Below are 20,812 nucleotides of genomic sequence, written 5' to 3' on the forward strand. Positions count from 1 at the left end.
CGTAAGGGCGAACCCGCCAGCTGCCGGTACTGCAGGAATGGATATGTACTCAGTCCACAAGAGCTTGGTCGGCTACCTGGCCGCCAAGATCAAAAGATCGCAGCCTCCGTCAGCTCCTACGGGGGATCGGCGTCGATCCGCAGAGGTCCAAACTGACAGCGCCGTCAGTTAGCAGTCACCTTCCTGACGGGCGAACAGGTTTATAAAGGGAGGTATAAACCTGAAAAAACTCCGACCACCCAGCCCCGGCGCCCCACTCGCATGCGAATTCAGAAAAAACCCGTCCTGCTCGCAGCCCTTCTGATCGTTCTGGCAGCGCTGGGGCTGTGGTACGCCATCAAGCCTGCTACCACCAAACTGACCGCACCCTCTGCGATCCCTGTTCGGGTCGTGAACGTCGTCGAAAAAGACGTCCCCCGCTACGTCAGCGGCATCGGCTCGGTGCTGTCCCTGCATAGCGTTGTGGTGCGCCCGCAAATCGACGGCATCCTCACCAAAATCCTGGTTAAAGAAGGCCAACTGGTGAACAGAGGCGACCTGCTGGCCACCATCGATGACCGCTCGATCCGCGCCAGCCTCGATCAGGCCCGGGCACAACTCGGCGAAAGCCAGGCGCAACTGCAAGTCGCGCTGGTCAACCTCAAACGCTACAAGCTATTGAGCGTGGACGACGGCGTATCCAAACAGACTTATGACCAGCAACAGGCGTTGGTCAACCAACTCAAAGCCACCGCCCAAGGTAACCAGGCCTCGATCGACGCCGCTCAAGTGCAGCTCTCCTACACACAGATTCGCTCCCCGGTGACCGGTCGCGTTGGTATTCGCACGGTGGACGAAGGCAACTTCCTGCGCATGACCGACGCTCAAGGCCTGTTCACGGTGACCCAGATCGACCCGATCGCCGTGGAGTTCTCCCTGCCACAGCAAATGCTGCCGACCCTGCAGGGCCTGATCAACGATCCGGAACATGCTCAGGTGAAGGCCTACATCGGCGCCGACACCGACGGCGAAACCGGCAATCTACTGGGCGAGGGTCATTTGACCCTGATCGACAACCAGATCAACGCCAACACCGGGACCATCCGCGCCAAGGCTGAATTCGACAACCCTGGGCAGAAGCTCTGGCCGGGGTTGCTGGTGACGGTAAAAATTCAGACAGCGCTGGATAAAGATGCGCTGGTGGTGCCGCCCACTGTCGTACAACGCGGCCTTGATCAACATTTCGTCTACCGGGTCAACGGTGACAAAGTCGAGACCGTTCAAGTGCAGATGGTCCACCAAGGCAGCGGCCAGGACATCATCAAAGGCGTGAAACCCGGCGACATATTGGTCAGCGACGGCCAGTCGCGGCTCAAGCCCGGGTCGACGGTCCAGGTCCTGAGTGATCCACCGCAAGTGGTCCAATCGGAGCCGAAACCATGAAGGGCCATGGCTCGGTCTCTGCCTGGTGCATCGACCATCCGGTTGCGACGATTCTGCTGACCTTTGCGCTGGTGCTGCTCGGTGTCATCGCCTTCCCGCGCCTGCCCATCGCGCCGTTGCCGGAAGCCGAATTCCCTACCATCCAGGTGGCGGCGCAATTGCCCGGTGCCAGCCCGGAGACCATGGCTTCGTCGGTGGCCACGCCGCTTGAAGTGCAATTCAGCGCCATCCCGGGCGTGACCCAGATGACCTCGAGCAGCGCGCTGGGCTCGACCAACCTGACCCTGCAATTCACCCTCGACAAAAGCATCGACACCGCCGCTCAGGAAGTTCAGGCCGCGATCAACACCGCAGCCGGCAAACTACCCAAAGACATGCCAACCTTACCGACGTGGCGCAAGGTCAACCCGGCCGACAGCCCGGTGCTGATCCTCAGCGTCAACTCGACGCAAATGCCCGGTACCGAACTCAGCGACCTGGTGGAAACCCTGCTCTCGCGTCAGATCAGCCAGATCGACGGCGTAGGACAAATCAACATCACCGGTCAGCAACGTCCGGCGATCCGCGTACAGGCCTCGGCCGACAAACTCGCAGCCATCGGCCTGACCCTGGCAGACATTCGCCTGGCGATCCAGAACACCAGCCTCAACCTGGCCAAAGGTGCGTTGTATGGCGAGTCGAGCATTTCGACGCTGTCGACCAACGACCAGTTGTTCCACCCCGAGGAATACAGCCAACTCATCGTTTCCTACAAGGACGGTGCACCGGTTCACCTCAAGGATGTGGCGAAAGTCGTCAACGGTTCGGAAGATGCCTACGTGCAAGCCTGGGCCGGTGATAAGCCGGGGGTGAACCTGGTCATCTCCCGGCAACCGGGCGCCAACATCGTCGAAACCGTGGATCGCATTCAGGCCGCCTTGCCCGGTCTCGAAGCCATGCTGCCGGCCTCGGTGCAGGTCAAAGTGCTGGTCGACCGCACCCAAACCATCCGCGCCTCGCTGCACGAAGTGGAAGTCACCCTGCTGATCGCAATCATGCTGGTGGTGGCGGTGATGGCGCTGTTCCTGCGCCAATGGTCGGCGACCCTGATCGTGTCCGCCGTGTTGGGTGTTTCGCTGATCGCCAGTTTCGCCCTGATGTACATCATGGGTTTCAGCCTGAACAACCTGACGCTGGTGGCGATCGTGGTGGCCGTGGGGTTTGTGGTCGACGATGCGATTGTGGTGGTGGAGAACATTCACCGCCACCTGGAGGCTGGCGACGGCATGCGCGAGGCGGCGATCAAGGGTGCCGGCGAGATTGGTTTTACCGTGGTCTCGATCAGTTTCTCGCTGGTGGCGGCGTTCATTCCGCTGCTGTTCATGGGCGGTGTGGTCGGGCGGCTGTTCAAGGAATTCGCCCTGACGGCCACTTCGACGATCATGATTTCGGTGGTGGTCTCGCTAACCTTGGCGCCGACGCTCGCCGCGCTGTTCATGCGTGCGCCAGTGCATCACGCCCACGGTAAAAAAACCTTTGGCGAACGCTTGCTGGCAGGCTATGAAAAACTTCTGCGCCGGGCCCTCGCCCACCAGAAACTGATGATCGGCGTATTCGGCCTGTCCCTCGGTCTGGCCATCGCCGGTTACATCTTTATCCCCAAAGGTTTCTTCCCGGTGCAGGACACCGGTTTCGTCCTCGGCACCACCGAAGCCGCCGCTGATATTTCCTACGGCGACATGGTGAAAAAACACTTGGCGATGGCCGAAATCGTCGCGGCGGATCCGGCGGTTCAAGCGTTTTCCCACTCCGTGGGCGTCTCTGGCAGTAACCAGACCATCGCCAACGGTCGCTTCTGGATCTCCTTGAAAAAGCGCGGCGACCGCGACGTCTCCGCCAGCCAGTTCATCGACCGGATTCGTCCGCAACTGATGAAAGTCCCGGGCATCGTGCTGTACCTGCGCGCCGGGCAGGACATCAACCTCAGTTCCGGTCCGAGCCGCGCGCAGTACCAATACGTGCTCAAGAGCAACGACGGCGCGACCCTCAGCACCTGGACCCAGCGCCTCACGGAAAAACTGCGCGCCAACCCGGCGTTCCGCGACATTTCCAACGACCTGCAACTGGGCGGCAGCATCACCCACATCAGCATCGACCGCAGCGCCGCCGCGCGTTTCGGCCTGACCGCCAGTGATGTCGATGAAGCGTTGTACGACGCCTTCGGTCAGCGGCAGATCAACGAATTCCAGACTCAGATCAACCAGTACAACGTGATTCTGGAACTGGACACCAAGCAGCGCGGCAAGGCCGAAAGCCTCAACTATTTCTACCTGCGCTCGCCGCTGAGCGGGGAAATGGTGCCGCTGTCAGCGCTGGCGAAATTCGACGCGCCAACGGTTGGCCCGCTGTCCATCGCCCATGACGGCATGTTCCCGGCTGCCAATTTGTCGTTCAACCTCGCGCCCGGTGTGGCGTTGGGCGATGCGGTGATCATGCTCAACCAGGCCAAGGCCGAAATCGGCATGCCGGCCGCCATGAGCGGCAACTTCCAGGGCGCGGCCCAGGCGTTCCAGAGTTCGCTGGCCAGCCAGCCTTGGCTGATCCTGGCGGCACTGGTGGCGGTGTACATCATTCTCGGCGTGCTCTACGAGAGCTTCGTGCATCCGCTGACGATCATCTCGACGCTGCCGTCGGCGGGGCTCGGCGCGGTGATCATGCTGTGGATTTGCGGGCAGGACTTTTCGATCATGGCGCTGATCGGGCTGGTATTGCTGATCGGGATCGTGAAGAAGAACGGCATCCTGATGATCGACTTCGCCCTCGAAGCCCAACGCAAGGGCGGGCTGCCGCCGGAAGAAGCGATCTACCAGGCCTGTATCACGCGGTTCCGGCCGATCATCATGACCACCCTCGCCGCACTGCTTGGCGCGCTGCCGCTGATGCTCGGCTACGGCACCGGCGCCGAATTGCGCCAGCCATTGGGGATCGCGGTCGTTGGCGGCTTGCTGGTGAGCCAGGCGCTGACGTTGTTCACCACTCCGGTCATATACTTGTGGCTGGAGCGGCTTTTCCATAAGCCCAAACCCGCACCGATGCCGGCGCTGGCAACCACAGACTGAGGCGGGGTCATGCGCGTTCTGATTATCGAAGACGAGGAAAAAACCGCGGATTATCTGCACCGCGGTCTGACGGAACAGGGTTACACCGTGGACCTGGCGCGCGACGGCGTCGAAGGCCTGCACCTGGCGCTGGAAAGCGACTACGCGGTGATCGTCCTCGACGTCATGCTGCCGGGCCTCGACGGCTTCGGCGTACTGCGCGCGTTGCGTGCGCGCAAGCAAACCCCGGTGATCATGCTCACCGCCCGCGAGCGTGTGGAAGACCGGATCAAAGGCCTGCGCGACGGTGCCGACGATTACCTCGGCAAACCGTTTTCCTTCCTCGAACTGGTGGCGCGCCTGCAAGCGTTGACCCGCCGCAGCGGTGGCCATGAACCGGTGCAGGTGAGCATCGCCGACCTGTGGATAGATTTGATCAGCCGCAAAGCCACCCGCGCCGGCACACGCCTGGACCTGACCGCCAAGGAGTTCTCGCTGCTGAGCGTACTGGCCCGCCGTCAGGGTGAAATCCTGTCGAAAACCGCCATCGCCGAAATGGTATGGGACATCAATTTCGACAGCGACGCCAACGTCGTCGAAGTCGCGATCAAACGCTTGCGAGCGAAGCTCGACGGGCCGTTCGACGAGAAGCTACTGCACACGATTCGTGGCATGGGTTATGTGCTGGAGAGCCGTGGTGTCCAGTAACTCGATTGCCCTGCGCCTCAGTGGAATGTTCACGCTGGTGGCACTGTTGGTGTTTCTGTTGATCGGCTGGGCCTTGTACCAGCAGGTCGATAAAGGCTTGGGTTTGCTGCCCGAGGCGGAGCTGGACGCGCGCTACAGCGTGCTCGAATCCACGGTCGGGCGCTACGGCACACCCGAGCATTGGGTGAAAATCAACAACAAGCTCAAGCTGCTCGGCGAAGAAGACAAGCGCATCAGTTTCTGGATCATCAGTGGCGATCCAAACTACGAATACGGCAACCTGACGCCGCAGATCCGCGCCTTTGCGGAAGGGCCACTGGGCATGCGCGACTTGAACCTGCCGGATCATCCTTCTCCGTTGAAAGTGCTGGTCAGCCAATTCCCGGCCAAGGATCAACGCCCGCCGTTGCGCTTCATGATCGGCATCGACACCGAGACGTTTCTGCAGACTCAGCATCATCTACTGATTGCCCTGATCAGCCTGGCGATCATCGGCGTGTTGTTGGCGTCGGCCCTCGGTTATTGGGTGGCGCGAATCGGCCTCAAGCCGCTGATCAAGTTGTCCCAGGAAGCCCAGCGATTGGCCCCGCCGTTGTTGTCCGGTCGCCTGCAATTGTCGCCTCTGCCGCCGGAATTGAATCAGTTCGTCAATTCGTTCAACTCGACACTGGAGCGGGTCGAACAGGCTTACTCGCGCCTTGAGTCGTTCAACGCTGACGTCGCCCACGAACTGCGCTCGCCACTGACCAACCTGATCGGCCAGACCCAAGTCGCGCTGACCCGCGGGCGATCCGCCGAACACTATTTTGAAGTGCTGCAATCGAACCTTGAAGAGCTTGAACGACTGCGCTCGATCATTAACGACATGCTGTTCCTCGCCAGCGCGGATCAGGGCAGCAAAGCCACCAAACTGACCTCAACCTCGCTGGCCGACGAAGTGGCGACAACGCTGGAGTATCTGGATTTCATTCTTGAAGACGCGCAGGTACAGGTGCAGGTCAGTGGTGATGCGCAGGTGCGGATCGAGATTGCTCATCTGCGTCGGGCGTTGATCAACTTGCTCAGTAACGCAGTGCAACACACTGAACCCGGGCAGGTGATTGAGGTGCGGATCGAGGTTGAGGAGCATCAGGTCAGCATCGGGGTTGCGAACCCTGGGTCGCCGATTGCCAGCGAGCATTTGTCGCGGCTGTTTGAGCGTTTTTATCGGGTCGATGCGTCGCGCAGCAACAGTGGCAACAACCATGGGCTGGGGTTGGCGATCGTCAAGGCGATTGCGTTGATGCATGGGGGGGATGTGTTTGTGCGCAGTGATCATGGGATGAATACGTTTGGGATTCATCTTCCCGTCTGACAGAGTTCGACTCAAGATCCCCCCTCACCCTAACCCTCCCGAAACGTCGGACCGCCCAGAGGTAGAGGGGACTGACCGAGGTGTTTTTTCGAGTGACATCGACCTGAAATATCGAGTCGAACTCAGGTTTTGAAAAGCGTGCGATCTGCTCCCTTTCCCCTCTCCCCCGTGGGGAGAGGGCTGGGGTGAGGGGTGGCCCTTAGCTACAACGCAAAACTCGACTCTTACCTCCCACGCAACAGTCCTTTCATGAATCCGCTCTTTTTCCCCTCTCCAATCCCCCTTATCTTTGCCGCACCAAACAGCACTTGCCAAGCAAGAAGGTTTTAAAGATGTCCAACACTATGGGTATTGCCAGCGCTTTCGTTTTGTCCTCTTTGTTTCTGTCTCCGTTCGCCATCGCTGAAGAGTCGCAGACGTTCGTCGCGCAAAATTCCGCACGCGCAGCTGCATTCGAACAGCATCAGAGCGAAATGACGGCCAAGGCCCAGGAAGCTGCGCAAACCCCTCAAGCGTCGAGCACTCAAGCCCAGCCACGGGTTGAGAAAGACAGCTGATTATTAAGTATCGCTTTGTTTCCCTCGACACTTTTCATCGGCTCTTCCCTTTGAAAAGTTGTCTTCAAAGCCGCTGCTATCAGCGGCTTTTTTTCGTTGTGGTTTTAAACAGCTTCAGTTCGTCTTCCCTAACAAGAAACATCCGGAGTCTCGAAACAATGAGGCTCTTAGTTGACCCAAGGAGCTTTACCGCTAGTGCGTTTCCCTCTTAGATTCAACCCGTTATTCATTGCAATCGCTGCAACGGTGGCGCCTGCCGCTCACGCCGCAGACGACTCAAACGCCGAAGGTTTCGTTGAAGGCTCAAGCCTCAACTTCAACGCCCGCAACTACTACATGAACCGCAACCGCCTGCAGCAGACGGACGACAACATTGAATGGGGCCAGGGTTTCCTCGGCCTCTTCGAATCGGGTTACACCCAAGGCACCGTCGGTTTCGGCGTTGATGCCCATGCCATGCTCGGGCTCAAACTCGACGGCGGTGGCGGCACTGATGGGTCGAGCATCCTGCCGATCAGCGATGGCAACGGAAAAGCGCCGGGCTCGTTCTCGACGGCGGGCGGTACGTTGAAAATGCGTGCCTTCGATACCGAGCTGAAGGCCGGTGACTTGTTTCTCACCACCCCGGTGATCGCCGGCGGAGAAACCCGCATGCTGCCCCAGACCTTTCGCGGCGTCAGCCTGACCAACCACAGTTTCGACGGCTGGATGATTGAAGGTGGCCAGGCAAGTTTCACCAAGCCATACAACCAGAGCGGACACACCCGAATCGGCACGTCCTACGGAAGCCTGGCCGATGGTGACGAAAGCCGGCACGTGAACTGGGCCGGTGTCGCCTGGAGCGGTCTGCCGGGGTTGACCAGCAGCCTCTATGCCTCCGAGCTCAAGGACATCTGGAACCAGTATTACTACGATCTGGACTACACCTACGCGCTGAATGATCTGGTCAGCCTCAACCCGGGGCTGCACTTCTATCACACGCAAGACTCCGGCAATGCGCTACTGGGCAACATCGACAACAACACCTACAGCCTGCATTTCACCGTCGGCGTGGGCAATCACAGCGTTACCGCCGCGTATCAGCGGGTCAACGGCAACACGCCGTTCGACTACATCAGCCAGGGCGACAGTGTCTACCTCGACAATTCCCAGCAGTATTCGGACTTCAACGGCCCAAACGAACGCTCATGGAAACTCAAGTACGCCTACGACTTTGTCGGGCTCGGCCTGCCCGGCCTGACCTCGGCGGTGTCTTACTCCCGAGGGGAACTGGACCTGACCAAGGTCGATCCGGACAGCCCCGGTTATGCCTCGTGGTTCAGCGCTGACGGCAAAAACGCCAAGCACTGGGAACGCGACATTGATCTCAAGTATGTGGTTCAGGGCGGCAAGGCCAAAAACCTGGCGCTGCGTCTGCAATGGGCGACCAACCGTGGCGGCAACGGCTACGGTGTGCTGGATCAGGACACCGATGAATACCGGGTGATCGTCGACTACCCGCTCAATGTCTTCTAAGCTTCAATAAGCAAAAGGCCAGCATGTTTTGCTGGCCTTTTTTTTATCCGGGATTTATACAGGCGCTCCGATCGCAAACCGTTTCTGGGATTCTGCCTGAGTCTTGCAAAACACTTTCATAACGCCTCATTAGCAGAAGTCAGAACCATGAGTGTGAGCAGTGCGACATCTCACCATCCGATCCGGTCGACGCGATCGGAGCGGCTTCTGGTTCTCGGCAGTTTTCTGCTAGTGATTGCGATTTTGAGCATCGTGGCGTTCCTGCTCATTCGCGAACACGCCAATGCTGAACAGTCTGCCACTCGTGCAGCATCCAACATCGTGCAGTTGATTGACGCCGACGTGCTGCGCAACGTCGAACTCTATGACCTGTCCTTGCTCGGCTTGATCGCGGCCTCGCAGCGAGAAGACCTCAAGTACGTCTCCCCGACTATCCGGCATCTGGCCTTGTTTGACCGTGCCACTGCCGCGCCGTACAAGGGCGACATTTTGTTGCTGGACAACAAGGGCGACGTGATCGCCGACTCGGCCTCGGTAGAGCCCAGAAAGGGCAATTATGCTGACCGCGAGTATTTTCAGTCGCACGTGACCAATCGCGACCCGAGCATGCTCATCAGCCGTCCCTTCCGGTCCAGACAGGCTGAACATGAATGGCGAATCAGCTTCAGTCGCCGGGTCAGTGGCTCACAGGGCGAATTTCTTGGCGTGGCCGAAGCCGCTATGCGCTTGAGTTATTTCGACCAGCTGTTCAACAGCTTGAGCATCGGTCGTGACAGTTCGGTCAACCTGATCAGCTCGGACGGGTTTCTTCTGGCTCAGGAACCCCGCCTGGCCGAAGAGCTGATTGGCAAGGACTTCAGCGACCGTCCCAACTTCCAGCGCATCGTCAAAGAAGGCAACGGCAGCTTCACCGGTGTTTCAAGCCGCTATAAGGACAAACGCCTGTACACGTTCTCCAAGGTAGGCAACTTGCCGTTGATCGTCATCGTTGCACTGTCCAGTGATGAAGTGTTTGCCTCGTGGAAGCGCACGACGGTTGTGGTCAGCGTTGCGACTATTGCGCTGTGCATCGGCTTGCTCTGGCTGACTTGGCTGCTCAGCCGGGAACTGCGCCTGCGCCACAACGCCGAACAGGAACTGGCACAACTGGCGGCCACCGATGCGTTGACCGGCCTGGCCAACCGCCGAACGCTGGATCAGGTCCTGCGTCATGAGTGGTTCCGCGCTCAACGTTCCGGCCAGCCATTGTCGCTGCTGATGATTGATGCCGACCACTTCAAGGCCTACAACGATCGTCATGGGCATCAGGGGGGCGATGATGCGTTGCGCTCGGTGGCCAAGGTGATCTCCGACAATGTGAGGCGACCCGCTGATCTGGTCGCCCGTTACGGCGGTGAAGAGTTTTCGGTGATTCTCGCGGAAACCGACAGCCAGGGCGCGCAACAGATTGCCGAACACATCCGCGCGACAGTGGAGCAATTGCCGCTGGTGCCAGGTGCCGAGTCGCCGATTACTGTCAGTATCGGTATCAGTACCTGGACCACCTCCGCCGAGATCAGTCTGGAACAGCTATTGTTTGCAGCGGACAAGGCGCTGTATCAGGCCAAGGAAAGTGGGCGTAATCGGGTGGTCACTGCGGACTGAGGCCTTTCCCGCAGGCATAAAAAAAGGCCACCCGAAGGTAGCCTTTAAAAAACTAGAGAGGTTTTTTACTTACACGGCCGCAACGGGACGCATGTAAGAGATCGGTGCAGTGCTGGCGTCTTCGAAAGTCACGACTTCCCAAGCATCTGTCTGCTCAATCAACTTGCGCAGCAGCTGGTTGTTCAATGCATGTCCGGACTTGAAGCCCTTGAACTCACCAATCAGGCTATTGCCCAGCAGGTAGAGGTCACCAATTGCATCGAGGATCTTGTGCTTCACGAATTCGTCTTCATAGCGAAGGCCGTCTTCGTTCAGTACACCATCCGCGTCGACCACAATAGCGTTTTCAACGCTGCCGCCGAGTGCGAGGTTGTGCTTGCGCAGGTACTCGATATCACTCATGAAACCAAAGGTACGGGCGCGGCTGACTTCTTTTACAAACGAAGTACTGGAAAAATCCACGCTTGCACTTTGTGTGCGGTTACGGAAAACCGGGTGATCGAAATCGATCTCGAAACTCACCTTGAAGCCTTCGAAAGGGACGAAAGTGGCGCGCTTGTCGCCGTCTTCCACTGTCACTTCCCGCAGGATCCGGATGAACTTCTTCGGTGCGTCCTGTTCTTCCAGGCCGGCCGATTGAATCAGGAATACGAAAGGTCCAGCGCTACCATCCATGATCGGAACTTCAGACGCGGAGAGCTCGACGTAGGCGTTATCGATGCCCAGGCCAGCCATGGCCGAGAGCAAGTGCTCCACCGTATCCACTTTGGTGTCACCACTGACCAATGTGGTCGACATCGTGGTTTCACCAACGTTTTCCGCGCGGGCAGGAATCTGCACCACAGGGTCGAGATCGGCACGAACAAACACAATGCCGGTGTCGATAGGTGCGGGCTTGAGGGTCAGGTATACCTTCTCCCCGGAGTGCAGGCCTACACCTGTAGCACGGATAATATTTTTCAGTGTGCGTTGTTTAATCATGGCTTGGGCCGCTTCAGCGCAAATTGCGAACTGGTATCAACAAAGGCTGGCGATGATAGCAGACCAGACCTTTGCTGAACACCAATCACCTTCATAGCCCTGATACATTCCATTAATCGGCCTGACGACGCAGGAAAGCCGGGATGTCCAGGTAATCCAGATCATCTTGCGGATTCATCTTCGCGGCAGTTGCAGCACCGGCCTGAGCCTGGTTGCGCATGACGGTCGGACGGTCCAGGTCACGGTAGTTTACTGCAGGCGCTTCCTGACGCGAAGGCGCTTGTTGCTGCGGCTGCGATGCCACGGACGTGTGCATGGTGTTGTCGATAACCTTCACAGGCTTCTCGATTTTCGCGCCCAGACCGGTGGCAACCACGGTCACGTGCAGCTCGTCGCGCATGTCTGGATCGATAACGGTACCGACCTTGACCATTGCGTGTTCGGAAGCAAAGGCTTCGATGATGCTACCCACGTCGGAGTACTCACCCAGGGACAGGTCAGGACCGGCGGTGATGTTCACCAGGATGCCGCGTGCACCTTGCAGGTTCACGTCTTCCAGCAACGGGTTGCGAATGGCCGCTTCGGTGGCCTCACGTGCACGGTTCGGACCGCTGGCGCAGCCAGTGCCCATCATCGCCATGCCCATTTCGCTCATCACGGTCCGTACGTCGGCAAAGTCGACGTTGATCATGCCCGGACGCTTGATGATGTCGGAAATACCGCGAACGGCACCGGCCAGTACATCGTCGGCCTTGGCGAATGCGGACAGCAGGCTTGCGTCCTTGCCAAGGATGGTCAGCAGCTTCTCGTTGGGAATGGTGATCAACGAGTCGACGCTTTCAGACAGCAGACGGATACCTTCGTCGGCGATCTGCATGCGCTTGCGGCCTTCGAACGGGAACGGACGAGTCACCACCGCAACGGTGAGAATCCCCATTTCCTTGGCCACTTCAGCAATGATCGGCGCAGCACCGGTACCGGTACCACCGCCCATGCCAGTGGTGATGAACACCATATTGGTGCCCTGCAGGACTTCGGCAATGCGCTCACGGTCTTCGAGAGCGGCCTGACGACCTACTTCAGGGTTGGCGCCAGCGCCGAGACCTTTGGTCACGCCGGTGCCCAGTTGCAGGATGGTCCGCGCGCCGATGCTTTTCAGCGCCTGGGCATCAGTGTTGGCGCAGATGAACTCAACGCCTTCAATGTTGCTCTTGACCATGTGGTTGACGGCGTTGCCGCCGCCTCCGCCAACACCGATAACTTTAATAACCGGGCTTGCGGGGATGTTGTCTACGAGTTCGAACATTTTCCCTCTCCTTTCAATTCTCTAGTTTTTTCGCCTACTGCCTGTATCTACAACGGTGCTGCGGTAAATCTTTAGAAGTTGCCTTGTACCCAGCTCTTGAAGCGATCGAGCAAGGCGACTTTCGGTTCTTCATTGCTGTAGCTGTCGCGGCTGCTGATGCCCGAGAACGAAATCCCGTCGGACTGCTTCTGCAGGCCGTACATCAACAGGCCAACGCCAGTGGAATAAATCGGGTTGCGGACCACATCGTCCAGGCCCTTGACGCCATGCGGCACGCCCAGGCGGACCGGCATGTGGAAGATTTCTTCGGCCAGTTCGACCGCGCCTTCCATCTTCGACGTACCACCGGTCAGCACGATGCCGGCCGGGATCAGGTCTTCGTAGCCACTGCGACGCAGTTCGGCCTGGATCAGCGTGAACAGCTCGTCGTAACGCGGCTCGACCACTTCGGCCAGGGCCTGACGGGACAGCTCGCGCGGTGGACGGTCACCGACGCTTGGGACCTTGATGGTTTCACCGGCACCGGCCAGTTTGGCCAGGGCGCAGGCGTAGCGAATCTTGATTTCTTCGGCGTACTGGGTCGGAGTGCGCAACGCCATGGCGATGTCGTTGGTCACCTGATCGCCCGCAATCGGGATCACCGCGGTGTGACGGATCGCGCCTTCGGTGAAGATCGCGATGTCGGTGGTGCCACCACCGATGTCGACCAGGCACACGCCCAGCTCTTTCTCGTCGTCGGTCAGGACCGAGTAGGCCGAGGCCAGTTGCTCGAGAATGATGTCGTCGATTTCCAGGCCGCAGCGACGCACGCATTTTTCAATGTTCTGTGCGGCGTTGACGGCGCAGGTGACCACGTGAACCTTGGCTTCCAGACGTACGCCCGACATGCCCAAAGGCTCGCGAACGCCCTCCTGGTTATCGATCACGTAATCCTGCGGCAGGGTGTGCAGCACGCGCTGGTCAGCCGGGATCGCTACAGCCTGAGCAGCGTCGAGCACACGCTCGAGGTCGGCGGAGCTGACTTCGCGATCACGAATCGCCACGATGCCGTGAGAGTTCAGGCTGCGGATATGATTGCCAGCCACGCCGACAAACGCCGAGTGAATGCGGCAACCAGCCATCAGCTGCGCCTCTTCGATCGCGCGCTGGATCGATTGCACGGTGGACTCAATGTTCACCACCACGCCTTTCTTCAGGCCACGGGACGGATGGGTACCGATCCCGACGATTTCCAGCGTGCCGTCGTCCGAGACCTCGCCGACCAGCGCCACCACCTTGGAGGTGCCGATATCGAGACCGACGATCATTTTGCCGCTTTGCACGTTTGCCATGGTCCTGCCTCTTCTCAATTCTTCGCGACAGCGGGTTGGGCTGCCGTGGGCGCTACAGGTTCCCGCCAGCCAACAGCGAGGCCGTTGGCGTAGCGCAGATCGATGCGCGCAATGTTCGTAATCTGTTCTTTAAGCGTCTTGTCATAGATGGCAATGAAGCGGCGCATCTTTTCCAGCAGGTTGCCGCGTCCCAGCAACAGTTCGATTCCCGGGCCTGCGCTGCCGGCGCCGGTGGTCAGGAACCAGCTGCCTCGTTCACGCAACTCCAGGCGCGCAATCGAGAAGCCCAACGGCCTGAGCATCTGGCTCAGCACCTGGTATTGCTGCATCACTTGTTGTTGGGCCCGTTGTGGGCCGAACAGCTGTGGCAAGTGTTCGTAGTTCGCCAGCTCTCTCGGGGTGAACGCCTGACCCTGGTTGTTCAACAGCGACTCATCGCCCCAACGGGCCACCGGCAGTTGTTCTTCCAGGCGGATCACCACTTGATCCGGCCACACCCGACGCACTTCGGCGTGGGCAATCCATGGCATCGTTTCAAGCTCGGTGCGCATGCTCTCCAGGTCGATGGTGAAGAAGCTCGACGCCACGTACGGGGCGATCCGCTGCTGCACCGCTTGCTGGCTGATGTAACTCAAATCGCCCTGCACGTTGATCTTGGTGATCGGCCGGTCGGCGTACGGCAGCAAACGCTGTGCGCCTTCGTAAGTACCGAAACCCAGTGCGACCAACAACACCGGCCAGAACAGGCTTTTCAGAAAACCAAAATTGGCTTTCGGCAGGCGCGCAGACATCGGCTCTTTGGCCACCATTCGGCTGGCACCCCGCGGTACCGGCTTGCGGCCGGGTGGTGCGGAGGGCTGATGTCTCAGCTGTGCGCCTTGCATGGTCTTAACCTCGCGGCTCGATACTTGCGGCCAGAATCGCCAGAACCAGTTGCTGGAAATCCAGACCGGCAGCACGAGCCGCCATCGGCACCAGACTGTGATCGGTCATGCCCGGTGCGGTATTGACTTCCAGGAACCAGAACTGCCCGTCGGCGTCCTGCATCACGTCAGCCCTGCCCCAACCGGCGATACCCAGCGCCTCACAGGCTTTCGCCGTGAGGTCCATCAGTTCTTTTTCTTTGCTGCTGTCCAGGCCACACGGAATCCGGTACTGAGTATCGGAAGCCACGTACTTGGCGTCGTAGTCGTAAAAGCTGTGCGTCGTACCCAGGGCAATCGGTGGCAACACCTGGTCACGCAGAGTGGCGATGGTGAACTCCGGACCTTGAATCCATTGCTCGACCAACACTTGCGAATCGTAGGTACTGGCCGCTTTCCACGCATCGATCAACTCGGATGCGGAAGTCACTTTGGCCATACCGATACTTGAACCTTCATGGGCCGGTTTGACGATCAAAGGGAAGCCCAGTTCCGTCGCCGCCGAAATACAATCGGTCTCGCAACTCAGTACCGCATGACGTGGCGTAGGAATACCCAAGCTGTGCCAGACCTGTTTGGTTCGCAGCTTGTCCATGGCCAGCGCGGAAGCAAGAATGCCGCTGCCGGTGTACGGAATTCCCAGGCATTCCAGCAGGCCCTGCATGCTGCCGTCTTCACCGCCACGACCGTGGAGAATGATGAAGGCGCGATCGATTTTTTCGTTCAGCAGACGCTGCAAAAGATCATCGCCCACGTCGAGACCAAACGCGTCCACACCGGCGCTTAGCAGCGCGTCGAGAACCGCGTTACCCGACTTCAGGGAAACCTCACGCTCGGCACTCTTGCCGCCGAAGAGCACGGCGACGCGGCCGAAATCTTTCGGCGCAATAGTGGAGACGAGGTTGGCGTAAGCAGCAGTCATTTCAACTTCCCCACACTCGGCGCGGCAACGGCGCCTGCGAACAACGGACTTTTCAACAGTTTCGGTGCAAGACCACCGATGTCACCGGCGCCCTGGCACAGCAGGATGTCGCCAGCACGCAGCAGCGGCTTGACGATGGGCGCGAGGTCAACACCGCGCTCGATGTAGATCGGGTCAAGCTGACCGCGCTGCCGGATGCTGTTGCACAGCTTGCGGCTGTCAGCGCCCGGGATCGGTTCTTCACCGGCCGGGTAGACTTCCATCAGCAACAGGACGTTGGCGTCGGCCAATACATTGACGAAATCGTCGTACAGGTCGCGGGTGCGGCTGTAACGGTGCGGCTGGTAGACCATCACCAGACGGCGTTCCGGCCAGCCACCGCGCACGGCTTTGATCACCGCAGCGACTTCAGTCGGGTGGTGACCGTAGTCGTCGACCAGCATCACGTTGCCGCCTTCTACCGGCAGTTCGCCGTAGACCTGGAAGCGTCGGCCGACACCCTGGAACCCGGACAGGCCCTGGACGATGGCTTCATCGCTGACGCCCTCGTCAGTGGCGATGCAGATGGTGGCCAGCGCGTTCAGCACGTTGTGGTTGCCCGGCATGTTCACCGAGACATCCAGCGGATCGCGATCAGGACGCAGCACGGTGAAGAAGGTCTGCATGCCCTGCTGACGCACATTGATCGCGCGCACGTCGCAGTCGTCGCCGAAGCCATAAGTGACGGCCGGACGTTTCACCTGCGGCAGGATTTCACGCACCACCGGATCGTCCAGGCACACCACCGCCAGACCGTAGAACGGCAGGTTGTGCAGGAACTCGACGAAAGTTTTCTTCAGTTTGTTGAAGTCACCGTCGTAGGTCGCCATGTGGTCGGCGTCGATGTTGGTGACCACGGCCACCAGCGGCTGCAAGTGCAGGAAGCTGGCGTCGCTTTCGTCAGCTTCAGCGATCAGGTAACGGCTGGTACCCAGCTGGGCATTAGTGCCCGCGGCATTCAGACGGCCACCGATCACGAATGTCGGGTCCAGGCCACCGGCGGCAAACACCGAAGCGATCAGGCTGGTGGTGGTGGTTTTGCCATGGGTACCGGCGACGGCGATGCCGTGGCGGTAGCGCATCAGCTCAGCCAGCATTTCAGCGCGAGGCACCACCGGAATGCGGCGTTCCAGGGCGGTGGCGACTTCCGGGTTGGAGGTGTTCACGGCACTTGAGGTGACCAGTACATCGGCGGTCGCGGCGTTCTCGGCACGGTGGCCGATAAAGATCTGGGCGCCGAAGGACTCGAGACGCTCGGTCACCGGCGAAGCTTTCAGGTCGGAACCGGACACTTCATAGCCCAGGTTCAACAACACTTCGGCAATACCGCACATGCCCACGCCGCCGATACCGACGAAGTGGATGCGACGGATGCGGCGCATTTCCGGTTGCGGCATGGCTTTCTGATTCTCAACCATGGGCCACCTCCAGGCAGGTATCGACCACGTTACGGGTTGCATCGGGTTTGGCCAGGCGGCGTGCCGCGGTGGCCATGTCGGTGAGTCGTTGTGGTTGCATCAGGACCTCTGTCAGGCGTGCGGCAAGATCCGCTGCGCCAGTCGTTCTTTGCGGCATCAGGAAGGCAGCGCCTTCACGGGCCAAATAATCGGCGTTGCGGGTCTGGTGATCGTCGATCGCGTGGGGCAAAGGCACCAGCATCGAGGGCAGACCGGCGGCGGCCAGTTCACTGATGGTCAGCGCGCCTGCGCGGCACACCACCAGGTCGGCCCAGCCATAGGCTTGGGCCATGTCTTTGATGAAAGGCTGCACTTGCGCCTCGACGCCAGCCGCGCGATAGCGCTCTGCAGTCACTTCATCGTGGTTTTTGCCGGCCTGATGAAACACTTCCGGGCGCAGGTCGGGGGCGACTTGCGACAGGGCTTCAGGCAGCAACTTGTTCAACGGTTCTGCGCCCAGGCTTCCACCCAGGATCAGCAATCGCGCCTTGCGACCGGCCAGAGCCTGTCGCGGTGTTTCGAGGAACAGCTCGGTGCGCACCGGGTTACCGGTGGTCCGACGGCTGCCCGACAGGGTAAAGGTGTCGGGGAACGCTTCACAGACTCGGGCGGCCAACGGCACCAGCAACCGATTGGCGGTACCCGCCACGGCGTTCTGTTCGTGAACGATCACCGGCACGCCGGCCAGTTTGGCTGCAACGCCACCAGGACCGGTCACATAACCACCAAAGCCGACGACACACACCGGCCGCAGCTGACGAATGATCGCCCGCGCCTGCCAGATCGACTTGAGCAACATGAACGGCGCCTTGAGCAGGGACAATTTGCCCTTGCCACGCAATCCGCTGGCATTGATCCGATGCAGTTCGATGCCGGCCACCGGGACCAGATCGTTCTCGATGCCACGCGGTGTCCCGAGCCAATGCACGGTGTAACCACGGGCCTGGAATTCGCGAGCACACGCCAGCGCCGGGAACACGTGGCCACCGGTGCCGCCGGCCATGATCAATACGTTAGCGCCCATGGGTCGGCTCCTCGGCGAAGTCGCTCTCATGGAACTCCATCTCTTCGCTGCCCAAGTGGGTTCGACTCTCCCACTCGATGCGCAGCAACAAGCCCAGACACCCACCGCAGATCACCAACGAACTGCCGCCGTAACTGAGGAACGGCAGGGTCAGGCCTTTGGTCGGCAACAGGCCGACGTTCACCCCGATGTTGATCAGGAACTGGCCGATCCACAGGAACGACAGGCCGTACGCGATGTAGGCGGCGAAGAATTGCTTGGCCTTCTCGGCCCAATAACCGATGTACATGCCACGAACGCAAACGAACACGAACAGCGCGACCGTACACAAGGAGCCCACGGCACCCAGTTCTTCGGCCAGCACCGAGAACACGAAGTCAGTGTGGGCTTCCGGCAGGTAGAACTGTTTCTGCACGCTGTTGCCCAGGCCGACGCCGAGCCATTCGCCGCGACCAAAAGCAATCAAGGCTTGCGACAACTGATAGCCGGCACCGAACTGGTCGGCCCACGGATCCGCAAAGTTGGTCAGGCGCGCCATTCGATAGGGCTGCACTTGAATCAGCAACACCACCGCCGCGACCGCCAGCACTACCATCAAGGAAAACCGGAACAGCCCGACGCCGCCAAGGAACAGCATCGCCGCAGCGGCGCCCATCATCACGACGGTGGCGCCGAAGTCCGGTTCCATCAGCAACAGGCCTGCCATTGGCAACAGCACGATGAACGGCTTGAAGAAGCCCATCCAGCTTTCACGCACTTCTTTCTGACGGCGCACCAGATAACCGGCGAGGTAAATCACCACGAACACCTTGGCGATTTCGGAAGGCTGGACGTTAAAGAAGCTGAAACCGATCCAGCGCATCGAACCGTTCACTTCCCGGCCGATCCCCGGAATGATCACCATCACCAGCAAACCGAACGCACCAATCAACATCAGCCAGCCCAGGCGTTGCCAGGTGGCAATCGGAATCATCAGCGTGACGACGCAGGCACCCAGGCCCAGCACAATGTAGATTAGGTGGCGAATCATGTAATACAGGGCGCTGCCCGACTGCACAGCCCCCACTTCGGTCGATGCCGATGCAATCATGACCAGCCCGAGACCGATCAAGGCCAGGCAACCGGCGAGCATCGGGAAGTCGAGGTCGATACCACGCCCGGTGATCAACGGCGACGGATACGGCTTGATGATATTTCGCAGGCTCATGCCAGATCCTCCACAGCGCGGACGAACTGGTGACCACGGTCTTCGTAATTCTTGAACATGTCGAAACTGGCGCAGGCCGGGGACAACAGCACCACATCGCCCGGTTGGGCAGCGGCGCGGCATTGCTCTACCGCTTCAACCAGCGAACCGACCCGGATCAACGGCACCGCGTCGCCGATAGCTTCACCGATCTTGTCGGAGTCGCGGCCCATCAAAATGACGGCGCGGCAGTTGGCTGCTACCGGATCACGCAAGTCCTTGAACTCGGCACCCTTGCCGTCGCCGCCAGCGATCAACACGACTTTGCCGTCGATGTCCGCACCCAGGCCTTCGATGGCAGCCAGTGCGGCGCCAACGTTGGTGGCTTTGGAATCGTTGTAGTAACCCACGCCGTCCAGGTCACGAACCCACTGGCAGCGATGCTCAAGCCCGGCGAAGGTGCGCAGGCTCGAGAGCATGGCATCGAACGGCAAGCCGACCGCGTGGCCCAGCGCCAATGCCGCCAGGGCATTGGACTGGTTGTGGGCGCCGCGAACTTTCAACTCGCGCACTGGCATCAGGTTCTGGAATTCGAAGGCCAGGTACTTCTCGCCGTCTTCTTCGCGGATACCGAATGCCTTGAAATCGGGCTTGCTCAAACCGAAGGTCCAGCATGGCTGACCTTCGCCAATCAGCGGACGGCTCAGGGCATCCTGACGGTTGACCACAAACTGCCTGGCACCCCGGAAGATCCGGTGCTTGGCCAGGTGATAGGCCGGCAGACCGCTATAGCGGTCCATGTGGTCTTCACTGACGTTGAGCACAGTCGCCACTTCGGCGTTGAGTTGATCGGTGGTTTCGAGCTGGAAGCTCGACAGTTCCATCACGTACAGCTCGACGTCGTCGCTGAGCAGGTCCAGCGCCGGCGTGCCAAGATTGCCGCCAACGGCGACGCGCTTGCCGGCCGCCGCAGCCATCTCGCCGACCAGTGTGGTGACGGTGCTTTTCGCGTTGGAACCGCTGATGGCGACAATCGGCGCCTTCGCGTTACGCGCGAATAGCTCGATGTCGCCGGACAATTTCACGCCACGGGCGGCGGCAGCCTGCAGGGCCGGGGTCGCCAGCGCCAGGCCGGGGCTCACGTAGAGCTCGTCGGCGCGGCACAGGAATTCGACGTCCAGCTCGCCACAACGCACTTCCACGTGCGGATAGTCACGCTTGAGCGTGGCCAGTTCCGGTGGATTTTCCCGCGTATCGGCGACAGCAAACGACGTGCCCCGGTTCGCCAGGAAGCGAACCAGGGACATGCCGCTCTTGCCGAGGCCGACAACGATGCGGAAGTGGTCAGAAGCGATCAGAGACACTC

Annotated in this window: 16 protein-coding genes; 7 read left to right on the top strand and 9 right to left on the bottom strand. The window is 59.9% G+C overall.

The genetic code is table 11. From position 1 onward, the window contains the following. Nucleotides 1-261 precede the first annotated feature (261 nt). The 7 genes from VD17_RS08050 (at nucleotide 262) to VD17_RS08080 (ending at nucleotide 10,277) form a co-directional block, all read left to right on the top strand. The gene (locus VD17_RS08050; protein ID WP_046053386.1) at nucleotides 262-1,422 is read left to right on the top strand and encodes an efflux RND transporter periplasmic adaptor subunit; all 1,161 of its coding nucleotides are present in this window, start codon (nucleotides 262-264) and stop codon (nucleotides 1,420-1,422) included. After that, the gene (locus VD17_RS08055) at nucleotides 1,419-4,520 is read left to right on the top strand and encodes a multidrug efflux RND transporter permease subunit (RefSeq protein WP_046053387.1); all 3,102 of its coding nucleotides are present in this window, start codon (nucleotides 1,419-1,421) and stop codon (nucleotides 4,518-4,520) included. Before VD17_RS08050 ends, VD17_RS08055 begins: the two co-directional genes overlap by 4 nt. 9 nt (nucleotides 4,521-4,529) lie before the next feature. Beyond that, complete coding sequence (locus tag VD17_RS08060) at nucleotides 4,530-5,207, top strand: heavy metal response regulator transcription factor (protein WP_007916978.1); 678 nt, start codon at nucleotides 4,530-4,532, stop codon at nucleotides 5,205-5,207. Next, nucleotides 5,197-6,561 (top strand): heavy metal sensor histidine kinase, encoded by a 1,365-nt coding sequence (locus tag VD17_RS08065; RefSeq protein WP_046053388.1) that lies wholly within the window; start codon nucleotides 5,197-5,199, stop codon nucleotides 6,559-6,561. The genes VD17_RS08060 and VD17_RS08065 overlap by 11 nt, the downstream gene beginning before the upstream one ends. A gap of 332 nt (nucleotides 6,562-6,893) precedes the next feature. After that, nucleotides 6,894-7,118: a hypothetical protein gene (locus VD17_RS08070; RefSeq protein ID WP_046053389.1), complete on the top strand. Its 225-nt coding sequence runs from the start codon at nucleotides 6,894-6,896 to the stop codon at nucleotides 7,116-7,118. 195 nt (nucleotides 7,119-7,313) lie between these two features. Continuing rightward, complete coding sequence (locus VD17_RS08075) at nucleotides 7,314-8,633, top strand: OprD family porin (protein ID WP_046053390.1); 1,320 nt, start codon at nucleotides 7,314-7,316, stop codon at nucleotides 8,631-8,633. A 147-nt stretch (nucleotides 8,634-8,780) separates the two neighbouring features. Then, entirely contained in the window at nucleotides 8,781-10,277 is a 1,497-nt protein-coding gene (locus VD17_RS08080) for a sensor domain-containing diguanylate cyclase (protein WP_046053391.1), read from the top strand. Between the two features lie 69 nt (nucleotides 10,278-10,346). Here the strand turns inward: VD17_RS08080 and lpxC are convergent, their stop codons facing one another. The 9 genes from lpxC to murD form a co-directional block, all read right to left on the bottom strand. Next, entirely contained in the window at nucleotides 10,347-11,258 is a 912-nt protein-coding gene (lpxC, locus tag VD17_RS08085; RefSeq protein ID WP_008147525.1) for a UDP-3-O-acyl-N-acetylglucosamine deacetylase, read from the bottom strand. A gap of 112 nt (nucleotides 11,259-11,370) precedes the next feature. Beyond that, nucleotides 11,371-12,564, bottom strand: coding sequence for a cell division protein FtsZ (gene ftsZ, locus VD17_RS08090; RefSeq protein ID WP_033061342.1), 1,194 nt, complete (start codon nucleotides 12,562-12,564; stop codon nucleotides 11,371-11,373). 71 nt (nucleotides 12,565-12,635) lie between these two features. Beyond that, nucleotides 12,636-13,895 carry a cell division protein FtsA gene (gene ftsA, locus VD17_RS08095; RefSeq protein WP_033061341.1) on the bottom strand — a complete coding sequence of 420 codons (1,260 nt, stop codon included), beginning with the start codon at nucleotides 13,893-13,895 and terminating at the stop codon, nucleotides 12,636-12,638. 14 nt (nucleotides 13,896-13,909) lie between these two features. Beyond that, nucleotides 13,910-14,779, bottom strand: a complete 870-nt coding sequence (locus VD17_RS08100) for a cell division protein FtsQ/DivIB (protein WP_046053392.1) — start codon at nucleotides 14,777-14,779, stop codon at nucleotides 13,910-13,912. Nucleotides 14,780-14,783: 4 nt separating this feature from the next. Next, nucleotides 14,784-15,740, bottom strand: a complete 957-nt coding sequence (locus VD17_RS08105; RefSeq protein ID WP_046053393.1) for a D-alanine--D-alanine ligase — start codon at nucleotides 15,738-15,740, stop codon at nucleotides 14,784-14,786. Continuing rightward, entirely contained in the window at nucleotides 15,737-17,197 is a 1,461-nt protein-coding gene (gene murC / locus VD17_RS08110; RefSeq protein ID WP_046053394.1) for a UDP-N-acetylmuramate--L-alanine ligase, read from the bottom strand. The genes VD17_RS08105 and murC overlap by 4 nt, the downstream gene beginning before the upstream one ends. Beyond that, nucleotides 17,190-18,260 carry an undecaprenyldiphospho-muramoylpentapeptide beta-N-acetylglucosaminyltransferase gene (murG, locus tag VD17_RS08115; protein WP_046048250.1) on the bottom strand — a complete coding sequence of 357 codons (1,071 nt, stop codon included), beginning with the start codon at nucleotides 18,258-18,260 and terminating at the stop codon, nucleotides 17,190-17,192. Before murG ends, murC begins: the two co-directional genes overlap by 8 nt. Continuing rightward, nucleotides 18,250-19,467 (bottom strand): putative lipid II flippase FtsW, encoded by a 1,218-nt coding sequence (gene ftsW / locus VD17_RS08120; protein WP_046053395.1) that lies wholly within the window; start codon nucleotides 19,465-19,467, stop codon nucleotides 18,250-18,252. The genes murG and ftsW overlap by 11 nt, the downstream gene beginning before the upstream one ends. Then, nucleotides 19,464-20,810, bottom strand: a complete 1,347-nt coding sequence (gene murD / locus VD17_RS08125; RefSeq protein WP_046053396.1) for a UDP-N-acetylmuramoyl-L-alanine--D-glutamate ligase — start codon at nucleotides 20,808-20,810, stop codon at nucleotides 19,464-19,466. Before murD ends, ftsW begins: the two co-directional genes overlap by 4 nt. Nucleotides 20,811-20,812: the final 2 nt, after the last annotated feature.

Source organism: Pseudomonas fluorescens, from assembly GCF_000968015.1.
Lineage (GTDB): Bacteria > Pseudomonadota > Gammaproteobacteria > Pseudomonadales > Pseudomonadaceae > Aquipseudomonas > Aquipseudomonas fluorescens_W.